16 protein-coding genes are annotated in these 19,236 nt (G+C 69.4%); 12 read left to right on the top strand and 4 right to left on the bottom strand.

The genetic code is table 11. From position 1 onward, the window contains the following. Nucleotides 1-7: 7 nt before the first annotated feature. Nucleotides 8-454: an RrF2 family transcriptional regulator gene (locus tag BST38_RS16735; protein WP_083144473.1), complete on the bottom strand. Its 447-nt coding sequence runs from the start codon at nucleotides 452-454 to the stop codon at nucleotides 8-10. Continuing rightward, on the bottom strand, nucleotides 445-1,638 hold the full coding sequence (locus tag BST38_RS16730) for a hypothetical protein (RefSeq protein WP_083144472.1): 1,194 nt from the start codon (nucleotides 1,636-1,638) through the stop codon (nucleotides 445-447). Before BST38_RS16730 ends, BST38_RS16735 begins: the two co-directional genes overlap by 10 nt. Before the next feature lie 77 nt (nucleotides 1,639-1,715). Here BST38_RS16730 and dop point away from each other — a divergent pair, with 77 nt between their 5' ends. From dop to BST38_RS16670, 12 genes are all read left to right on the top strand, one after another. Beyond that, a complete protein-coding gene (gene dop, locus BST38_RS16725; protein WP_083144471.1) occupies nucleotides 1,716-3,224 on the top strand; it encodes a depupylase/deamidase Dop in 1,509 nt (502 codons plus the stop codon). Nucleotides 3,225-3,293: 69 nt separating this feature from the next. Beyond that, nucleotides 3,294-3,488: a ubiquitin-like protein Pup gene (locus tag BST38_RS16720; protein WP_011893953.1), complete on the top strand. Its 195-nt coding sequence runs from the start codon at nucleotides 3,294-3,296 to the stop codon at nucleotides 3,486-3,488. Beyond that, nucleotides 3,485-4,396 carry a proteasome subunit beta gene (gene prcB, locus BST38_RS16715; RefSeq protein ID WP_083144470.1) on the top strand — a complete coding sequence of 304 codons (912 nt, stop codon included), beginning with the start codon at nucleotides 3,485-3,487 and terminating at the stop codon, nucleotides 4,394-4,396. The genes BST38_RS16720 and prcB overlap by 4 nt, the downstream gene beginning before the upstream one ends. Further along, nucleotides 4,393-5,190, top strand: a complete 798-nt coding sequence (gene prcA / locus BST38_RS16710) for a proteasome subunit alpha (protein WP_083144469.1) — start codon at nucleotides 4,393-4,395, stop codon at nucleotides 5,188-5,190. Before prcB ends, prcA begins: the two co-directional genes overlap by 4 nt. Nucleotides 5,191-5,383: 193 nt before the next feature. Next, nucleotides 5,384-7,828 carry a GcvT family protein gene (locus BST38_RS16705; protein ID WP_083144468.1) on the top strand — a complete coding sequence of 815 codons (2,445 nt, stop codon included), beginning with the start codon at nucleotides 5,384-5,386 and terminating at the stop codon, nucleotides 7,826-7,828. A 3-nt stretch (nucleotides 7,829-7,831) separates the two neighbouring features. Next, a complete protein-coding gene (solA, locus tag BST38_RS16700) occupies nucleotides 7,832-8,968 on the top strand; it encodes an N-methyl-L-tryptophan oxidase (RefSeq protein ID WP_083144467.1) in 1,137 nt (378 codons plus the stop codon). Continuing rightward, nucleotides 8,965-10,086 carry an aromatic ring-hydroxylating oxygenase subunit alpha gene (locus BST38_RS16695; protein WP_083144466.1) on the top strand — a complete coding sequence of 374 codons (1,122 nt, stop codon included), beginning with the start codon at nucleotides 8,965-8,967 and terminating at the stop codon, nucleotides 10,084-10,086. The genes solA and BST38_RS16695 overlap by 4 nt, the downstream gene beginning before the upstream one ends. 23 nt (nucleotides 10,087-10,109) lie before the next feature. Next, on the top strand, nucleotides 10,110-11,609 hold the full coding sequence (locus BST38_RS16690) for an aldehyde dehydrogenase family protein (protein ID WP_083144465.1): 1,500 nt from the start codon (nucleotides 10,110-10,112) through the stop codon (nucleotides 11,607-11,609). A 26-nt stretch (nucleotides 11,610-11,635) separates the two neighbouring features. After that, nucleotides 11,636-13,156: an APC family permease gene (locus BST38_RS16685; protein ID WP_083144464.1), complete on the top strand. Its 1,521-nt coding sequence runs from the start codon at nucleotides 11,636-11,638 to the stop codon at nucleotides 13,154-13,156. Further along, nucleotides 13,149-14,684: a GMC family oxidoreductase gene (locus BST38_RS16680; protein ID WP_083144463.1), complete on the top strand. Its 1,536-nt coding sequence runs from the start codon at nucleotides 13,149-13,151 to the stop codon at nucleotides 14,682-14,684. Before BST38_RS16685 ends, BST38_RS16680 begins: the two co-directional genes overlap by 8 nt. After that, a complete protein-coding gene (locus tag BST38_RS16675; RefSeq protein ID WP_420872543.1) occupies nucleotides 14,659-16,545 on the top strand; it encodes a putative nucleotidyltransferase substrate binding domain-containing protein in 1,887 nt (628 codons plus the stop codon). Before BST38_RS16680 ends, BST38_RS16675 begins: the two co-directional genes overlap by 26 nt. A 12-nt stretch (nucleotides 16,546-16,557) precedes the next feature. After that, nucleotides 16,558-17,352 (top strand): IclR family transcriptional regulator, encoded by a 795-nt coding sequence (locus BST38_RS16670; protein ID WP_083144462.1) that lies wholly within the window; start codon nucleotides 16,558-16,560, stop codon nucleotides 17,350-17,352. Here BST38_RS16670 and BST38_RS16665 read toward each other — a convergent pair. Together BST38_RS16665 and BST38_RS16660 are read right to left on the bottom strand one after the other, a co-directional pair. Beyond that, nucleotides 17,329-18,921: an alpha/beta hydrolase gene (locus BST38_RS16665; RefSeq protein ID WP_083144461.1), complete on the bottom strand. Its 1,593-nt coding sequence runs from the start codon at nucleotides 18,919-18,921 to the stop codon at nucleotides 17,329-17,331. The genes BST38_RS16670 and BST38_RS16665 overlap by 24 nt on opposite strands. Further along, nucleotides 18,918-19,196: a DUF7162 family protein gene (locus BST38_RS16660; protein ID WP_083144460.1), complete on the bottom strand. Its 279-nt coding sequence runs from the start codon at nucleotides 19,194-19,196 to the stop codon at nucleotides 18,918-18,920. The genes BST38_RS16665 and BST38_RS16660 overlap by 4 nt, the downstream gene beginning before the upstream one ends. Nucleotides 19,197-19,236: the final 40 nt, after the last annotated feature.

The raw sequence follows: 19,236 nt of genomic DNA, 5'->3' as shown, positions 1-19,236 counted from the left end.
GGCCACCTCAGCGGGCCGGGGTGGGCGGGCCCAGCGCGATGACCGTCAGCGCGGGACTCCTGGCCAGGTCGGTGACGGTGTAGCGGTCGAGTTCGCGGTAGAAGGCCTCCTTGGCCTGGGCCAGTGCGTGGCGCAGCCGGCAGGCCGCGATCAGTGGGCAGGCCGTCAGCCCCTGGCAGTCGACGACCTCCCGGTCGCCTTCGAGTTCCCGCACCAGCCGGCCCACCGACGCGGTGCGGCCCGCATCGGTCAGCGACAGCCCGCCGATCCGGCCGCGGCGGGCTTCCACCAGCCCGAGTTCGACCAACCGGGACACGGCTTTGGCGATGTGGTTCTCCGACGCGCCCGCGTTCGCCGCGATCTGGCCGGTGGTGACCCGCCTGTCGGCGGACTCGCCGGCGGCCAGGAGCATCATCGCCCGCAGCCCCAGATCGGTGAACCTGGTCAGTTGCATGGGCGAAGAGTACTAATTCCGCCTTCGCGTTGCGTATTTTCGGGATCGGCGGTGACGGTCCGGTACCGGTCCCGGGCGACGAGCGTGAGCCGCAGATCGTCGATCAGCGGATCCACAAAGCGCTCCCGGTACTCCTTGTCGCCGACCGCGCGGGCGGCCAGGTACATGAACGTCAGCGCGATCAGGAACATCGTCACCTGGATCAGCGCGTCGGGCACCGGCAGCGTCATACCGAGGAACTGGCCGTCGGGGGAGCCGTGGTTCGTCAGCGCGGCGAGCAACTCCGGGCTGACCAGGATCAGCCCCAGCACGAAGAACAGCAGCCCGGTCACGATCGAGACCGTCATCACCTGCACGATCTGCGACATCGCCAGCACGAACCCGACGTTGAGGCGTTCGGGGCGGGACAGATCGACGCGGCGCGGGCGGTCCGGCATCGCCTCGAACGGCGTCCCGACCAGGCGGGCGGCGTCTTCGGGTTGCTTGGCGTCCGGCGCCAGGATCGGCCGCACCCGCGACATCGTGCTGGAGAGCAGGAATGTGCCTGCGATCAGCATCAGGAACAGCAGCGCGAACCACAACCGCGGCCTGCTCACGGTCGACGCCATCGTCCACACCGGTCCGTTGAAGAACACCAGCACCGTCAACAGCATCACCGGCAGCGCGCCGAGCAGGAGGTTGCCGATCGAGGCGAGGTTGGCCAGCGTCATCCGGACCGCCCAGCCCAGGATCGCGCCGGCTCCGGTCGCGGTGCAGACCACGATGACCGCGACGATCACGATCTCGGTGACGATGTCGACCCACACCCGGGGGCTGGGACCGGCGTACACGCCGCCCAACGCGGCGATGCCCAGCGACGCCCCCGACACGGTGGCGCGGATCCGGGTGTCGTCGGTGCGCGAGACCAGCCAGCCCACGACCGCCGCGGCGGGCAGCACCAGCACGATCACCGCGAGGACGAACCATTCGGTCCGGTTCGGGGTGCCGTCGATGTCGATCGTGTACTTACCGGTGACCCCGACGATGATCATCGAGAACGTCATCACCACCGCGAGCCCGGCCAGCGCGGGCGCCGAGCGGGTCCACACGCGCTGCACGAGCACACCCGGGCGCAGCACCGCGGGCAGCCCGCGCTGCAGGAACCAGCGCTCGGCGGCCAGGCGGGATGCGGACTGCGCGGACATAGCGGGTAGATCTCACCACGCCGGACGGCGCAGGGCTCGTGACCTCGTCCGGCGCGGCGACCTCTAGGCTGGTCGCCATGCAACGGATCATCGGAACAGAGGTCGAATACGGCATCTCGTCGCCGTCCGACCCGACCGCGAATCCGATCCTCACCTCCACCCAGGCGGTGCTCGCGTATGCGGCCGCCGCCGGGATCCAGCGGGCCAAGCGAACCCGCTGGGATTACGAGGTGGAGTCGCCGCTGCGCGACGCCCGCGGATTCGATCTGAGCCGCTCGTCGGGCCCGCCGCCGGTCGTCGACGCCGACGAGGTCGGCGCCGCCAACATGATCCTGACCAACGGCGCCCGGCTCTACGTCGACCATGCCCACCCCGAGTACTCGGCACCCGAATGCACCGACCCGATGGACGCGGTGATCTGGGACAAGGCCGGCGAGCGGGTGATGGAAGCCGCCGCCCGGCACGTCGCCAGTGTGCCCGGGGCCGCGAAACTGCAGCTGTACAAGAACAACGTCGACGGCAAGGGCGCGTCCTACGGGTCGCACGAGAACTACCTGATGAGCCGCCAGACGCCGTTCTCCGCGGTGATCGCGGGTCTGACGCCGTTCCTGGTGTCGCGGCAGGTCGTCACCGGCTCCGGCCGCGTCGGGATCGGGCCCTCGGGTGACGAAGCCGGCTTCCAGCTCTCGCAGCGCTCCGACTACATCGAGGTCGAGGTCGGGCTGGAGACCACACTCAAGCGCGGCATCATCAACACCCGGGACGAACCGCACGCCGATGCGGACAAGTACCGCAGGCTGCACGTGATCATCGGTGATGCCAACCTGGCCGAGACGTCGACCTATCTGAAGCTCGGCACCACCTCGCTGGTCCTCGACCTGATCGAGGAGGGCCCGCAGATCGGGCTGGAACTGACCGATCTGGCGCTCGCCCGGCCGGTGCACGCCGTGCATGTGGTGTCGCGGGATCCGTCGCTGCGTGCGACGGTGGCGCTGGCCGACGGCCGCGAGATGACTGCGCTGGCACTGCAGCGGATCTACCTGGACCGCGTCGCGAAACTCGTCGACGCCCGCGACCCGGATCCCCGGGCCTCGCACGTGCTGGAGACCTGGGCGCACGTCCTGGACCTGCTGGAACGCGATCCGATGGAGTGCGCCGACCTGCTCGACTGGCCGGCCAAACTGCGACTGCTGGAGGGCTTCCGGCACCGGGAGAACCTGGGCTGGAACGCGCCGCGGCTGCACCTGGTCGACCTGCAGTACTCGGACGTCCGGCTCGACAAGGGCCTCTACAACCGGCTGGTGGCCCGCGGATCGATGCAGCGGCTGGTCACCGAGCAGCAGGTCCTCGACGCCGTCGAGAACCCGCCCACCGACACCCGCGCGTACTTCCGCGGCGAGTGCCTGAGGCGGTTCGGCGCCGACATCGCCGCGGCGAGCTGGGATTCGGTGATCTTCGATCTGGGCGGTGACTCGCTGGTGCGGATTCCGACCCTGGAGCCGCTGCGCGGGAGCAAAGCTCACGTCGGTGCTCTGCTGGATTCAGTCGACAGCGCAGCCGAACTCGTCGAACAGCTGACGACCTGATCCAGCTATCCCCGGCAAACCGTGAACCGGACGGTAGGGTGGGGAGACCATACTTACCAGGAGGCAGCAATGGCTCAGGAGCAGACCAAGCGTGGCGGCGGGGGCGGGGAAGACGACGACCCCACCGGCAGCACGGCCGCCGGGCAGGAGCGCCGCGAGAAGCTGACGGAAGAAACCGACGACCTGCTGGACGAGATCGACGACGTCCTGGAGGAGAACGCCGAGGACTTCGTCCGTGCATACGTGCAGAAGGGTGGACAGTGACCTGGCCGGATCGAGATAAGTCCGCCTTCCCGTCCGCTTTACCCGGCGCCTTCAGCGCGTCCTCGGCCATGACGCATGGCGGGGTGAACTTGTCGTCGTTCTCCGATTTCCTGCGTCACCAGGCGCCGCATCTGTTGCCGGGCGCGGTGCACCCGACCGGCGCGCCCACCGACGTGGTGCCGCACGGCACCACGATCGTGGCGCTCAAATTCCCCGGCGGCGTGGTGATGGCCGGTGACCGGCGCGCCACCCAGGGGCACATGATCGCCAGCCGCGACGTCCAGAAGGTGTACATCACCGACGATTACACGGTCACCGGCATCGCGGGCACCGCGGCGATCGCCGTCGAGTTCGCGCGGCTGTACGCCGTCGAACTGGAGCACTACGAGAAGCTCGAAGGTGTGGCGCTGACGTTCCCCGGCAAGGTGAACCGGCTGGCCACCATGGTGCGCGGCAATCTCGGTGCGGCACTGCAGGGTTTCGTCGCGCTGCCGTTGCTCGCCGGATACGACCTCGATGACCCCAATCCCGAGGCCGCCGGGCGCATCGTGTCCTTCGACGCCGCGGGCGGCCACAACCTCGAAGAAGAGGGTTACCAGTCGGTCGGGTCCGGCTCGATCTTCGCGAAGTCGTCGATGAAGAAGCTGTACTCCCAGGTCACCGACGCCGACTCGGCGCTGCGGGTCGCGATCGAGGCGCTCTACGATGCCGCCGACGACGACTCCGCCACCGGCGGACCGGATCTGGTGCGGGGCATCTTCCCGACGGCCGTGGTGATCACCGCCGACGGGGCCGTCGAGATCTCCGAGCAGCAGATCGCCGACACGTGTCGGGCGATCATCCAGAACCGTTCCCGGGCAGATACTTTCGGTCCTGACGCCAAGCCCGTTCGAGGTGACGAGCAGTGAGCTTCCCGTATTTCATCTCGCCCGAGCAGGCGATGCGCGAGCGTTCCGAGCTCGCACGCAAGGGAATCGCCCGCGGCCGAAGCGTGATCGCACTGGCCTACGCCGACGGCGTGCTGTTCGTCGCGGAGAACCCGTCGCGGTCGCTGCAGAAGCTCAGCGAACTCTACGACCGGGTCGGCTTCGCCGCCGTCGGCCGGTTCAACGAGTTCAACAACCTGCGCAGTGGCGGCATCCGGTTCGCCGACACCCAGGGCTACGCGTACTCGCGCCGCGACGTGACCGGGCGCCAGCTCGCCAACGTGTACGCCCAGACGCTGGGCACCATCTTCACCGAGCAGGCCAAACCCTACGAGGTCGAGCTCTGCGTGGCCGAGGTCGCCCACTACGGCGAGACGAAACCGCCTGAGCTGTACCGGATCACGTACGACGGGTCGATCGCCGACGAGCCGCATTTCGTGGTGATGGGTGGCACCACCGAGCCGATCTCCACGGCGCTCAACGAGTCCTACACCGAGAACGCCGATCTTGCCGACGCGGTGCGGATCGCCGTGGCCGCGCTCGGCGCGGGCGGCAACGGCAGCGAAGCCCGCACGCTCAGCCCGGCGACGCTGGAAGTCGCGATCCTCGACGCCAACCGGCCGAGGCGCGCGTTCCGCCGGATCACCGGATCTGCCCTGGAGGCGCTGCTACCGCAGCCGGACTCCGGCGACGAACCCGACGCTGACAAGGCCGACACAGACAAGGCCGACGCTGACAAGGCCGACACAGGCACGGCGGACGCCGCCGACAAGTAGTCGGAACCGGTCTCACACGCACCCTGGCGCTTCTCGAAACGCCAGGGTGCGTTCTGCTTTTCTGACACCCCTTGCGCGGTGGCCGCCGGCGATGGATGATCTGTTGAGTTGTTGCGCATGACGAATCAGGTTGCGTAATACGCAACTGTCTGGGAAATCTTCACAACGCGTCGTCTTCGGAAGCGGTCAAGCCATGCCAAAAGTCGTGATCATCGGTGCGGGCATCGTCGGTACCTCACTGGCCGACGAACTGACCGCCCGCGGCTGGACCGATCTGACCGTCGTCGACCGCGGGCCACTGTTCGCCACCGGCGGCTCCACCTCGCATGCCCCCGGCCTGGTCTTCCAGACCAATCCGTCCAAGACCATGTCCGCGTTCGCGCGGTACACCGTCGAGAAGTTCCGGGCGCTCGACCACCCCGGGGGCTGGGCGTTCAACCCGGTCGGCGGCCTCGAAGTCGCCACCACCCCCGAACGCCTCGCCGACCTGCACCGCAAAGCCGGCTGGGCCCAGTCCTGGGGGATCGAAGGCCGCCTGGTCACCCCGGCCGAATGCGTGCGGCTGCACCCGCTGATCGACCGCGACCGCGTCCTCGGCGGATTCCACACCCCCGACGACGGTCTGGCCAAGGCGCTGCGCGCCGCCGAGGCCCAGGCCCTGCGCGCCCGCGCACGCGGAGCGACGTTCCGTCCCCACACCGAGGTGCTCGGCATCCTCGACGACGGCGCGCGGGTCACCGGGGTGCGCACCGCCGACGGTGACCTCGACGCGGACGTCGTGGTGTGCGCCGCCGGCTTCTGGGGTGCGCATCTGGCCCGGCAGGTCGGGCTCACCCTTCCGCTGGTGCCGATGGCGCACCAGTACGCGCGCACCGGACAGATCGCCGAACTCGTCGGACGCAACACCGAACTCGCCGAGGCCGGCCTCCCGATCCTGCGCCACCAGGACCAGGACCTGTACTTCCGGGAGCACGTCGACCGTCTCGGTATCGGCTCGTACAGCCACCGGCCGATGCCGGTCGACATGGACACCCTGTCCGCCGACACCGCGGGCGAGCCGATGCCGTCGATGATGCCGTTCACCGAGGAGGACTTCGCCCCCGCGTGGACTGCGGCCGCCGATCTGCTTCCCGCACTGCATGATTCGAAGATCGAAGAGGCCTTCAACGGCATCTTCTCGTTCACCCCCGACGGCTTCTCGATCATGGGTGAGCACCGCGAGCTCCCGGGGTTCTGGGTCGCCGAGGCGGTATGGGTCACCCATTCGGCCGGGGTGGCCAAGGCAACCGCCGAATGGATCGTCGACGGCACACCGTCGATCGACACCCACGAGTGCGATCTGTACCGCTTCGAGGACGTGGCCCGCAGCCCGAAGTTCGTCATGCAGACCAGCTCGCAGGCGTTCGTCGAGGTCTACGACATCATCCACCCGCACCAGTACCGCAGCGCGCTGCGCGGATTGCGCACCAGCCCGTTCCATGCCCGCCACACCGAACTCGGCGCCTATTTCTATGAGGGCGGCGGCTGGGAACGGCCGGCCTGGTTCGAATCCAATGCCCAACTGGCGCAACGGCTTTTCGACGACGGACTGGCCGTACCCCACCGAGAAGGCTGGGCGGCGCGGTTCTGGTCGCCGATCTCTGTGGCCGAAGCGCACTGGACCCGCGAGCACGTGGCGATGTACGACATGACCCCGCTGACCCGCTACGAGGTGGCCGGACCGGGCGCCGCGGCCTTCCTGCAGGAGATGACCACCAACAACGTCGACAAGAGCGTCGGCTCGGTGACCTACACCCTGCTGCTCGACCACGACGGCGGAATCCGCAGCGATCTGACCGTGGCCCGGATGGCGCCGCAGACCTTCCAGGTCGGCGCGAACTCGCCGATGGACTTCGACTGGTTGTCCCGGCACAAGCCGGCCGACGTCACGCTGCGCGACATCACCGGCGGCACCTGCTGCGTCGGGGTGTGGGGGCCGTCGGCGCGTGACGTGGTCGCACCGCTGTGCCCCGACGATCTGTCCCACGAGGGCTTCAAGTACTTCCGGGCGCTGCACACCCACCTCGACGCGATCCCGGTGACGATGATGCGGGTCTCCTATGTCGGCGAACTCGGCTGGGAGATCTACGCCAGCGCCGAATACGGCGCTGCGCTGTGGGATCTGCTGGCCGACGCCGGTGCCGCGCACGGGATCATCCCGGCGGGCCGGCTCGCGTTCAACAGCCTGCGTATCGAGAAGGGTTACCGCAGTTGGGGTACCGATATGACCACCGAACACCGGCCGGCCGCCGCGGGCCTGGAGTTCGCCGTCCGTCTCGACAAGCAGGCCGAGTTCGTCGGCAAGGCCGCGCTGCGTGACGCGCCGCCGCCGGCGTCGGTGTTGCGCAGCATCGTGTTCGACGATCCCGACGCCGCCGTCCTGGGCAAGGAACCTGTGTCGGTGGGGGAGCACTGCGTCGGATACGTGACCAGCGCCGGGTATTCGCCCACCCTCGGGCGCACCGTCGCCTACGCGTGGCTGCCCGCCGGCGTGCGGCCCGGTGACCCGGTCACCGTCGCGTACCGGGGGGCCACCCACACCGCGGCGGTGCACGCCGAACCCGTCGTGGACCCGGGCATGTCACGGATCAAGAGGTAGTCGATGAGCTACGACGTCATCGTCATCGGGCTCGGTGGGATGGGCAGCGCGGCCGCCTACCACCTGGCCGCGCGCGGACAACGGGTCCTCGGGTTGGAGAAGTTCACCCCGGCCCACGACAAGGGCTCCAGCCATGGCGGATCCCGGATCATCCGGCAGTCCTATTTCGAGGACCCCGCCTACGTGCCGCTGCTGCTGCGCTCCTACGAGCTGTGGGGGAAACTCGCCGCCGACAGCGGGCGCGACGTGTACCGGATGACCGGCGGCCTGTTCATCGGACCCCCGGACTGTCTGACCGTCGCGGGCAGTCTGCGCGCGGCCAGGGAATGGGATCTGCCGCACGAACTGCTCGACGCCGCCGAGATCCGTTCGCGCTACCCGAACTTCACGCCGAACTCCGGCGACGTCGCGCTGTTCGAGGCGAAGGCCGGTTTCGCCCGCCCGGAGCTGACCGTGCAAGCCCACCTCGACCTGGCCCAGAAGGCCGGAGTCACACTGCGGTTCGATGAACAGGTGCTGGACTGGTCGGAGACGGCCGACGGGGTCGCGGTGCGCACCGCGACCGGGACCTTCACCGCCGGGCAGGTGGTGATCTGCCCCGGAGCGTGGGCACCGCAACTGCTCGCGGAGTTCGGCATCCCGATCAGCGTCGAGCGCCAGGTGCTGTACTGGCTGGATCCCGTCGGCGGCACGGCGGCGTTCGCCGACCATCCGATCTTCATCGACGAGAACGCCTCCGGGATGCAGATCTACGGCTTCCCGGCCATCGACGGCCCGCGCGGCGGAGTCAAGGTCGCGTTCTTCCGCAAGGGCGTGCCGTGCACCCCGGAGACGATCGACCGCACGGTCGGCGATCACGAGATCCGCGAGATGCGGGACCGGGTCCGTGAACTGTTGCCCGCGCTCGACGGCCCGTGCGTGCATTCGGCGACGTGCATGTACGCCAACACCCCGGACCAGCACTTCGTGATCGCCCGGCACCCGGACAGCAGGCACGTGACGGTCGCGTGCGGATTCTCCGGGCACGGCTTCAAATTCGTACCCGTGGTCGGCGAGATCCTCGCCGACCTCGCCATCTCCGGTGCGACGGCGCACCCGATCTCGCTGTTCGACCCCCGCAGATTGGTGACGACCCGATGAGCGCACTGCTGGCCACCCTGCCCGGCCACTACTACACCAGCGGTGACCTCTTCGCCGCCGAGCAGGCGAACATCTTCGAGAGCAGATGGTTCTGCACGGTCCGCTCGGCGGACCTCGCCGAGCCGGGCCGGTTCAGGAAGGTTCAGGTCGGCCGCGAGAGCGTGCTGCTGGTGCGCGGACGCGACGGGCTGTTGCGGGCGTTCCTCAACGTGTGCCGACACCGCGGTGCCCAACTGTGTACCGAATCCGAGGGGCAGGTGAGACGGAGCCTGCGATGCCCGTACCACTCGTGGACCTACGGGCTGGACGGCCGGTTGATGGCCGCGCCCAACATCGGCACGCTGACCGACGACGCCGGATCGCCGATCGACCGGCAGCGCTACGGGCTGGTGCCGGTCGCGCTGACCGAATGGCTCGGCTACGCATGGGTGTGCCTGGCCGACGTCCCACCGCCGTTCGAGGACGTGGTGGCCGAGGCCACCGCCACGCTCGGCGATGCCGACGCGATCAACCGCTACGGCATCGGCGGGCTCGACGTCGGGCACCGCGTCGTCTACGAGGTCGCGGCCAACTGGAAACTGATCGTCGAGAACTTCATGGAGTGCTACCACTGCAGCTCCATCCACCCGGAACTGGTCGGCGTGCTGCCCGAGTTCACGAAAGGCGTGGCGGCGCAGGCCAATGTCGGACGCGGGGCCGAATTCGGTTCTCAGGTACAGGGTTTCACGGTGGACGGGGCGGCCGGCTTCGGGCGACTGCCCGGTCTGACCGAGGATCAGGATCGGCGGTACTACGCGATCACCGTCAAGCCGACGGTCTTCGTCAACCTGGTGCCCGACCATGTGATCTTCCACCGCATGTATCCGCTGGCCGCGGATCGCACCGTGGTGGAATGCGATTGGCTCTACCCCCGCGACGTGCTGAACTCCGGGCAGGACATGTCCCGCTCGGTCGAGTTGTTCCACCGGGTCAACGAACAGGATTTCGCCGCGTGCGAGCGCACCCAGCCGGCGATGTCCTCGCGTGCATACCGCAACGGCGGGGTACTCGTTCCGGCAGAACACCACCTCGCCGTGTTCCACGAATGGGTACTGTCGAGGCTGGCGGCTGCGGTGTAGGACGACGCGAGAGGGCCAGAGACATGGACGGCGAACCCGATCTGTGGATCGGCGGAACGTGGCGGCATGCCTCCGACGGCGGAACCCGCGACATCATCAATCCTGCCACCGGCGGCATCGCCGCGGTGGTCGACGAGGCCACCCCGGACGACGCGGGGACGGCGGTGGCCGCGGCCCGCGCCGCATTCGACGACGGCCCGTGGCGCGCCACCACGGCCGCCGAACGCGCCGCGCTGCTCGATCGCGTCGCGGATCTGCTTCAGCGCGACAAGGAGTCGCTGGCCCGGCTGGAAACCGTGGACACCGGCAAGACACTGGCCGAGAGCCGCATCGACATCGACGACGTGACGACGGTGTTCCGTTACTACGCCAAACTCGTCGGCGTCGAAGCCGACCGGGTGGTCGACGTCGGCGATCCCGCCGTGATCAGCCGTGTCGTGCGCGAGCCGATCGGGGTATGCGTGCTGATCGCCCCGTGGAACTACCCGCTGCTGCAGATGTCGTGGAAGGTCGCACCCGCGCTGGCCGCCGGATGCACGATGGTCGCCAAACCCAGCGAGGTCACCCCGCTGTCCACGATCGCGTTCGCCCGCCTGCTCGACGAGGCCGGCGTGCCTGCCGGTGTGGTCAACCTGATCCAGGGCAGTGGCGCGACGCTCGGGCCTGCGCTCACCGACAATCCCGACGTCGACTTCATCTCGTTCACCGGCGGTCTGGCCACCGGCCGCACCATCGCCAGGACCGCGGCCGAACACGTCACCAAGGTCGCGCTCGAACTCGGCGGCAAGAACCCGCACATCGTGTTCGCCGACATCAGGGACGGGGACGACGGCTCGAGTTGGGACGCCGCCGTCGACCACGTGCTGACCGGGGTGTTCCTGCACTCGGGCCAGGTCTGTTCGTCGGGCACCCGGCTGATCGTCGAGGAGTCCATCGCCGACGAGTTCGTCGCCGCGGTGGCCGCGCGGGCGGCCAGGATCACGATGGGCGACGGCCTGGACCCGGCCAGCGAAACCGGGCCGCTGGTCTCCGAGCAGCACCGCGACAAGGTGGAACAGTATGTGCAACTGGGGATCTCGGAGGGTGCGCAGCTTGTCACCGGAGGGGCCCGGCCCACCGATCCCGCGCTCGCCGACGGCTTCTTCTACCTCCCGACCGTCTTCGACCGCTGCGATCGCTCGATGCGCATCGTCACCGAGGAGACCTTCGGGCCGATCCTGACCGTCGAGCGGTTCGGCACCGAAGCCGAGGCGATCGCGCTCGGCAACGACACCGAATACGGTCTGGCCGCCGGGGTGCGCACCTCCGATGCGGCGCGCGGCGAACGTGTGGTGCGGGCGCTGCGGCACGGGACCGTATGGCTCAACGATTTCGGCTACTACACCGCCGCGGCGGAGTGGGGCGGATTCGGCAAGTCGGGCAACGGCCGCGAGCTCGGCCCCACCGGCCTGGCGGAATACCAAGAGCTCAAGCACATCTGGCACAACACCGCTCCCGGCGCCGCGGGCTGGTTTAAAAATTAGACCGTCCGGGAAAGGACAGGCCCGACATGGTGATCAGACAACCGCATGCCGACAGCGGCATGGAGGACTTCGGGTACAAGGAGTCGCTGGACCGCAGCATCGGGAAGTTCGCCAGCTTCGCGGCGGGCGTCAGCTACATCTCGATTCTGACCGGCACGTTCCAGCTCTTCTACTGGGGCTTCGGCACGGCCGGGCCGGCCTATCTGTGGTCGTGGCCGATCGTGTTCGTCGGGCAGATGGCCGTCGCGCTGTGCTTCATGGAGCTCGCCGCCAAGTATCCGGTGGCGGGGTCGGTGTACAACTGGAGCAAGAAGCTCGCCAGCCGACTGGTCGGGTGGACGTCGGGCTGGCTGATGCTCACCGCGTCGATCGTGACGATCTCCGCGGTCGCGCTGGCCTACCAACTCAACCTGCCGCGACTGTGGAGCGGCTTCCAGATCATCGGCGACGGGTCCGACGCCAGGTCGTATGCGGCCAACGCGGTGCTGCTCGGCACCGTCCTGATCGCGTTCACCACGCTGGTGAACGCGCTCGGAGTGCGCCTGATGTCGATGATCAACTCCAGCGGCGTGTTCATCGAGTTGATCGCCGCCGTGCTCATCGTGTTCCTGTTGGCGATCAACGTCCAGCACACGCCCGAGATCTTCTTCTCCACCAACGGATACGGTGAGGGCCAGAGCCTGGGCTTCCTCGGTGCGTTCCTGATCGCGTCGCTGGCCTCGGGATACGTGATGTACGGCTTCGACACCGCCAGCTCGCTGGGGGAGGAGACGGTCGAACCACGACGAACCGCACCCAAGGCGATCGCCCGTGCGATCCTCGCGTCGTTCGTGATCGGCGGCGGCATCCTGGTTTTCGCGGTGATGGCCGCGCCGAACCTTCAGGACCCGCAGCTCGGGGAGAGCAGCGGTGGCCTGCAGTACATCGTCGAGCAGGTGATGTGGGGACCGCTCGGCAAGATCTTCCTGGTCTGCATCGTCATCGCCGTGACGGTCTGCACGCTGGCGGTGCACACCGCGGCGATCCGCCTTACGTTCGCGATGGCGCGTGACAATGCGCTGCCGTTCGGCGAGAAGCTGGCCACCGTGAACCCGAAGACCCAGACGCCGATCGTGCCCGCCGTGACCATCGGGGTGATCGCGGTGGCCATCCTGGTGCTCAACGTCGGCAACGCGCAGATCTTCACCGTGTTGACCTCGATCGCGATCATCATGATCTACCTGGCCTACCTGATGGTGACCGGGCCGCTGCTGAAGAAGCGTCTCCAAGGGCAGTGGCCGCCAAAGGATCTCAAGGAGGGTGGCTACTTCACCATGGGTCGCTGGGGCCTACCGGTGAACATCGTCGCGGTGGTGTGGGGCGTCGGGATGGCGCTGAACCTGGCCTGGCCGCGCACCGAGGTGTACGGCGAGCCCTGGTACAACACCTGGGGTGCGTTCGTCTACATCGGGGTCATCCTCGGCTCCGGTCTGGTGTGGTACGCGGTGAAGGGCCGCCATCACATCGGGACCTTGAAATCGCATGCCGCGGAGTCGCTCGATGGGTGACTCGGGCACATTCGATTACGTGATCGCCGGGGGCGGCACCGCGGGGTGCGTGCTGGCGGCGCGGTTGTCCGAGGACCCCGACGTGACCGTGTGCCTGCTGGAGGCGGGACCGTCCGACGTCGACGACGACGCGATCCTGGTGTTGTCGGACTGGATGCGGCTGCTCGACTCCGGATACGACTGGGACTACCCGATCGAACCGCAGGAGCGCGGCAACTCGTTCATGCGCCACGCCAGAGCCAAGGTGCTGGGCGGGTGTTCGTCGCACAACTCGTGCATCGCGTTCCTCCCGCCTGCCGAAGCGCTCGACGAGTGGGCGGCGATGGGTGCGACCGGCTGGAGCGCCGCCGAGGTGCTTCCGCTGGCCCGCCGGCTGACCGAGACGGTGCTGCTGCGTGACGTTCCACCCGACGACCCTTGCGGCACAGCGGTTCTGGAGTCCGCCGCGCTGCTCGGCATCCCGACGGTCAAGTTCAACCGCGGTGAGACGGTTCGCAACGGAGCCGGCTGGTTCCAGATCAACGCCGGCGAGGACGGTATCCGCAATTCGACGTCGAAGGCGTTTCTGCACCCGATCCTCGGCACCCGCGGGAATCTCGAGGTCCGCACCGACTCATGGGTGTCGGAGATCCTGTTCGACGACGCGTCCCGTGCGACGGGAGTGCGCTATCAGCGCGCGGACCTGACCGGCTACGACACGGTGTCGGCGCGCCGCGAGGTGATCGTCACCGCCGGTGCGATCGACACCCCGAAGTTGTTGATGCTCTCCGGGATCGGACCCACCGCGCACCTGCGCGAGATCGGTGTCGACGTCCGCGTCGACTCGCCCGGGGTCGGCGCCAACCTCGACGACCACGTCGAGGGGCTGGTGTTCTGGGAAGCGGCCGAGCCGATGGTCACGAGCTCGACACAATGGTGGGAGATCGGACTGTTCACCACCGTCGACCCGGTGCCCGACGGGACCCCGGCCCAGCCGGACCTGATGATGCACTACGGCAGCGTGCCGTTCGACATGAACACGCTGCGGCACGGCTATCCGACCACCGACAACGGATTCTGCCTGACGCCCAACGTGACCCAGGGCCGGTCTCGGGGCACGGTGCGACTGCGCTCGCGCGATTTCCGCGACCGGGCCCGGGTGGATCCGCGGTATTTCACCGACCCCGACGGTTACGACGAGCGGATCATGCTGGCCGGTGTCCGGCTGGCCCGCCGGATCGCCGAGCAGGCGCCGCTGGCACCGTGGGTGGCCCGGGAACTGGCCCCCGGGCCGGCCGCGACGACCGACGACGAGCTGCTCGACTACATCCACCGGTGCCACAACACCGTGTACCACCCGGCCGGGACCGCCCGGATGGGAGCGGCAGGCGATCCGATGGCGGTCCTCGACCCGCAGCTGAGGGTCAAGGGTGTGACGGGTCTGCGCGTCGTGGACGCATCGGCGATGCCGAAACTGCCTGCGGTCAATCCGAACATCACCGTGATGACGATGGCGGAGAAGTGTGCCGACCTCATCCGAACCGCCTGACGGCGCCGATCTCTTGCCTGACGGCCCCGATCTCTTGCCTGACGGCCGCGATCTGCCGGCCTTCCTGGCCGAACACACCCCGTTCCAGGGGGCGACGGAGGACGAACTCGCGGCGCTGGCCGCCGGTGCCGCACTCGAACGCTTCCCGGCCGCCGCGGTGGTCGCGGACTATTCGGCGCGGGTGCCCGACGAGGTGTGGATGGTGTGCGAGGGCGGCGTCGCGTTGCGCTCGGTCGGCGACGGCTCCCTGATCGACGTCGTGACGCCGGGCGGCATCTTCGGCTACATGCCGCTGCTGGCCGGAGCCGGAATGGATTTCGAGGCCCGCACCACCGTGCCCAGCACCCTGGTCAAGCTGCCGGGCGCGCTGGTGCGGGCCCAGTTCGCGAAACCGGCGGGGCTGGCGTTCCTGGCGTCGGGATGGAATCTCGGCCGGGAGCGGCCGGCGATCGCGCCCGCCGTCGACAGCAGGCCGGTCGCCGGGCTCATCGGTGCCGAGGCGCTGCTGGTCGAGCCGACCGATTCGGTACGCGACGTGGTCGTGCGGATGACCGAGCGCCACGTGTCCTGCGCGTTGATCCGGCTGCCCGACGGCGGCCTCGGCATCTTCACCGACCGCGACCTGCGCACCAAGGTGGTCGCGGCCGGGCTGCCGGTCGACGTCGCCGTCGAGCGGGTGATGAGCGCACCGGCGCGCACCGTCACCGCCGACCTGACCGCCGACAGCGTGCTGATGGAGATGCTCGAATGCGGTCTGCGGCACATGCCCGTGCTGACCGCGCGCGGCGAGGTGCTCGGGGTCCTCGAGGATGCCGACCTGCTGGCCGCCTCCGCGCGGCAGAGCTTCCAGCTGCGCCGCGCGATCGCGCAGGCCGGTGACTCGGCCCAGCTGCAGCAGGTGGGCGAGCGGGTCACCGCCTCCGCGGTCGAACTGTTCGCCAATGGCACCAACGCCGCGGCGACCAGCGCGATCCTGTCGGTGGTCATCGACAGCCTGATCCGCCGCGCCCTCGAACTCGTTCTCGCGCGGCCCGAGAACTCCGGCGTCGACGGCTTCGCGTGGCTGACGCTGGGCAGCATCGCGCGGCGTGAGGCGATGCCGTCATCGGACGTCGACAGCGCGCTGTCGTGGCGCGACGACCTCGACGGGCAGGACGTGCGGCTGCGGTCCGTCGCCGCGGAGGTTCACCGGTTGCTCGACGGCTGCGGACTGCCGGCCGACAGCAACGGCGCCATCGCGTCCACGCCGGCCTTCGCGCGGTCGCAGTCGCAGTGGTCGCGCGCGGCGCACGCGTGGGTCGAAGACCCGCTGCGCGACCGTGGCCTGATCATGTCGTCGCTGCTGTTGGACGCGCGGGTGGGGTGGGGTGACGCCGCGTTGCACACCGCGGCGGAGGCCTTCCAGCGGATCCGCCGGCAGCACCCGGAGACGCTGCGGCTGCAGCTGCTCGACGCATTGGCGGGCAAGATCCGGACATGGTCGCTGCGGGATGTGTTGGCGCGCCGCGGCGGGACGTTCGATGTGAAGAACCACGCGCTGACCCCGATCGTGAACCTCGCCCGCTGGGGCGGACTTTCGGCCGGGATGACCTCGGCGAGCACCCCGGCGCGGCTGGCAGCCGCCGCGCAGGCCGGTGCGCTCACCGAGGCCGACAGCCGCACACTGTGCGACGTGTTCGCGATGCTGCAGCGGCTGCGGATGACCCACCAGGTCGAGCAGATCGCCGCCGGGCGCACCCCGGGTGACGTCGTCACCATGTCGGAACTGTCCCCGCTGCACCGCAGTCTGCTCGGCGACGGGGTGCGCGAGATCGCCGCGGTGCGCCGACGTGTCGTCAACCTCGGCCGCATCGGCGTATAAGGTGGCCCGGTAATGCCTGCGCACCTGGACACGTCCTCCCCGGACCAGCCCGCCGCGGTTCAGTCGGTCGATCGCGCACTGCTGGTGCTCGAGATCGTCGCGCAACTCGGTCAGGCCGGTGTCACCGAGATCGCCGCCGAACTCGGGGTGCACAAGTCGACCGTGTCGCGGCTGGTCGCGGTGCTGGAATCCCGCGGCTACGTCGAGCAGGTCTCCGAGCGCGGCAAGTACCGGCTCGGGTTCGCGATCCCGCGGCTGGCGCACGTCGCCGGCGGGCAGAACGATCTGGTCAAACTCGGCCAGGCCGCATGCGACATGCTCAGCGTCTCGGTCGGGGAGACCGCCAATCTTGCTGTGCTGGACCAGGATCGAATCGTCAACATCGTCGAGGCCATCGGGCCCGCGGAGATCACGCTGCGCACCTGGGTGGGGCAGAGCTGCCCGGCACATGCGACCTCCAGCGGCAAGGTGCTGCTTGCGGGGCTGGACCCCAACGACGTGCGGGCGCGGCTGACGACTCCGCTGCCGTCGTTCACCGAGGCGACGGTCACCGACATGGCCGGCCTGCAGACCCAGCTGGCCGCCGTTCGTGAGCGTGGATGGGCCAGTGTCAGTGAGGAACTCGAAGTCGGGCTCAACGCGGTCGCCGCGCCGGTCCACGACCTGCACTCGCAAGTGGTTGCGGCGCTCAGTGTTTCCGGCCCGTCCTACCGGTTGTCGGTCGATCGCTTCGATGAGGTCGCCGGCCAGATCGTCGAGGCCGCCGACCAGATCAGCACGCGGCTAGGCTGGCGCGGCCGCCACTGAACCCCCGGTGATGACGGACAGGATCGTCCGCCACGAATCCGACGGCCGGTTCAGCATGCCGGAGTGCGCATCCCAGCCGGCCACCGGTGTGCCGTCGTCGTAATTGCCTGCGCGCAGCGGGATCACGCCGGCCATCTCGTCGGGGTCGGCCCCGTGCGGCCCGCCGGGGATGCCCTGCACCAGCTCGATGAAGTCACCGGGCGCGGTCATCGAATAGCGTTCGACGAACGGGTTGCGGTTGTGCCAGTCCCCGGAGTCGTCCACCCCGACCCCGGCGCCCGCCGCGGCCAGGAACAGGGTGCGGTCCGAGGTCAGGCCCAGGGTCTCGGCGGTACCGACGATCGACCCGCCATAGGAGTGCCCGATCACCGTCACCAGCGCGCCGTCGGGTGCCTGCCGGGCGACGTCCTCGCTGAACGCGACCAGGCGCGGCGCCATCTCCACCGCATAGCGCGGATCAGCTGCGTCCAGCACCGAGGCGACGTCGGGCACCTGCGGGAACGGGCCACCCAGATAGGTGATCACCGCGACCTGCCCGCCGGACCCGGCGACGAACCTTCGCGCGGTCGCGGTGTTCGCCGCCGAGCGCTCGATCGCGGTGTTCACGCCCGGCACCAGCACCGCGACGTTGCGCGCGGCGCCCAGATCGCCGTGCAGTTCCACCAGGGACGCGCGGGCGGGATCGAAAGCCAGGATCTGGCGGGAGATCCGCGCGCCGCCTGCCGGGTCGTCGACCTCGCCGAGCAGACCGCGATAGAACTCGATCCGGCGGGTGGACGGCTCGTCGGCACCGGACTCGGCGAGGATCGCCGCGGCGATGTTGGTCCGGTTGGCCGCGACCCGCATCGGCCATGGCACCCCGTCGGTGTTACCCACCTGCTGCGGGAACCGCGCGATCAACTCGCGGCGCTGCGCGTCGGTCATCGCGTCGATCTGGGCGGCGATCCGGTCCTGGCCCATCGCCGGCCAGCCGGCCACCACGTCGCCGGCGCCGACCGGCCAGGCGCCCGCGGGCACCGTCGCCGCCGGTGGCGCGGGTTCGGGGCCGCGCAGCGCCGCCGCGAGGTCGGCGGCCGCGTCGGCATCGGCGGCGTCGAGCCGGTGCAGCGCCCCGGTCAGCCGGGCCGTCAGCTCACCGGCCCGCACCCGCAGCAGGTCGGCGGCGACCGCGTCCGAACCGCCGGAGAGCAGCACCAGCAGCGGAGTCGGGCCGGCGCCGACGGCCACCGATCCGTCCTCGGACACCGCGAAGCCCTCCAGCGTCGCGGTATCCGCGAGATCCAGCACGGTGTCGCGCGCCGACCCGATCTGCGCGGCGCCGTCGCGGGCGGCCGCCGACGCCGTCACCATCCGCGCCGCCACCGTGTCCGCCTGCTCCTCCAGCTCCCGGGCACGAGCGCGGGCCGCGTCGGCAGCGTCGCCGATCCAGTGCTCCCGGCTGCGATCGGCCTCGCCGACCGCGTCGTCGAGATGGGCGCACAGCGTGCGCGCCGCGTCGTCGCACTCCCGGGCCAGGGCCAGTAGCGCCTCCGGATTCCATTGCCGCGCCAGCGAGACCGTCGGGCTCATCGCGGACCGAACCGGGCTCCGTTGGCGGTATCGGTCTGCCGGAACGACTCGGCTGTCGCACTGGCGGCGCCAGCCCAGTCGTTCAAGCCCGCGATCACCGCCGTGACCCCGTCCGCGAGCAGGCCGTCGACGTCGACGGCGGCCACCGCGGCGCCGGCCAGCGCCGCCGGGTCGAGGGCGGGCCGGCGTTCGCGCGCGACGTCGTCGGCAACGCGGCCGAACCGGTCGGCCGCGGCGATCAGCCGGTCCGGGTCGACATGTGCGATTTCCCCCATGGCTCATGCTGACACCGGCCGCAGGGGCTCGACCCCGGTT

Source organism: Mycolicibacterium parafortuitum (genome assembly GCF_002086815.1).
GTDB lineage: Bacteria > Actinomycetota > Actinomycetes > Mycobacteriales > Mycobacteriaceae > Mycobacterium > Mycobacterium parafortuitum.
Note: the sequence above shows the minus strand (reverse complement) of the source record. Positions and strands in the feature narration are given on the sequence as shown.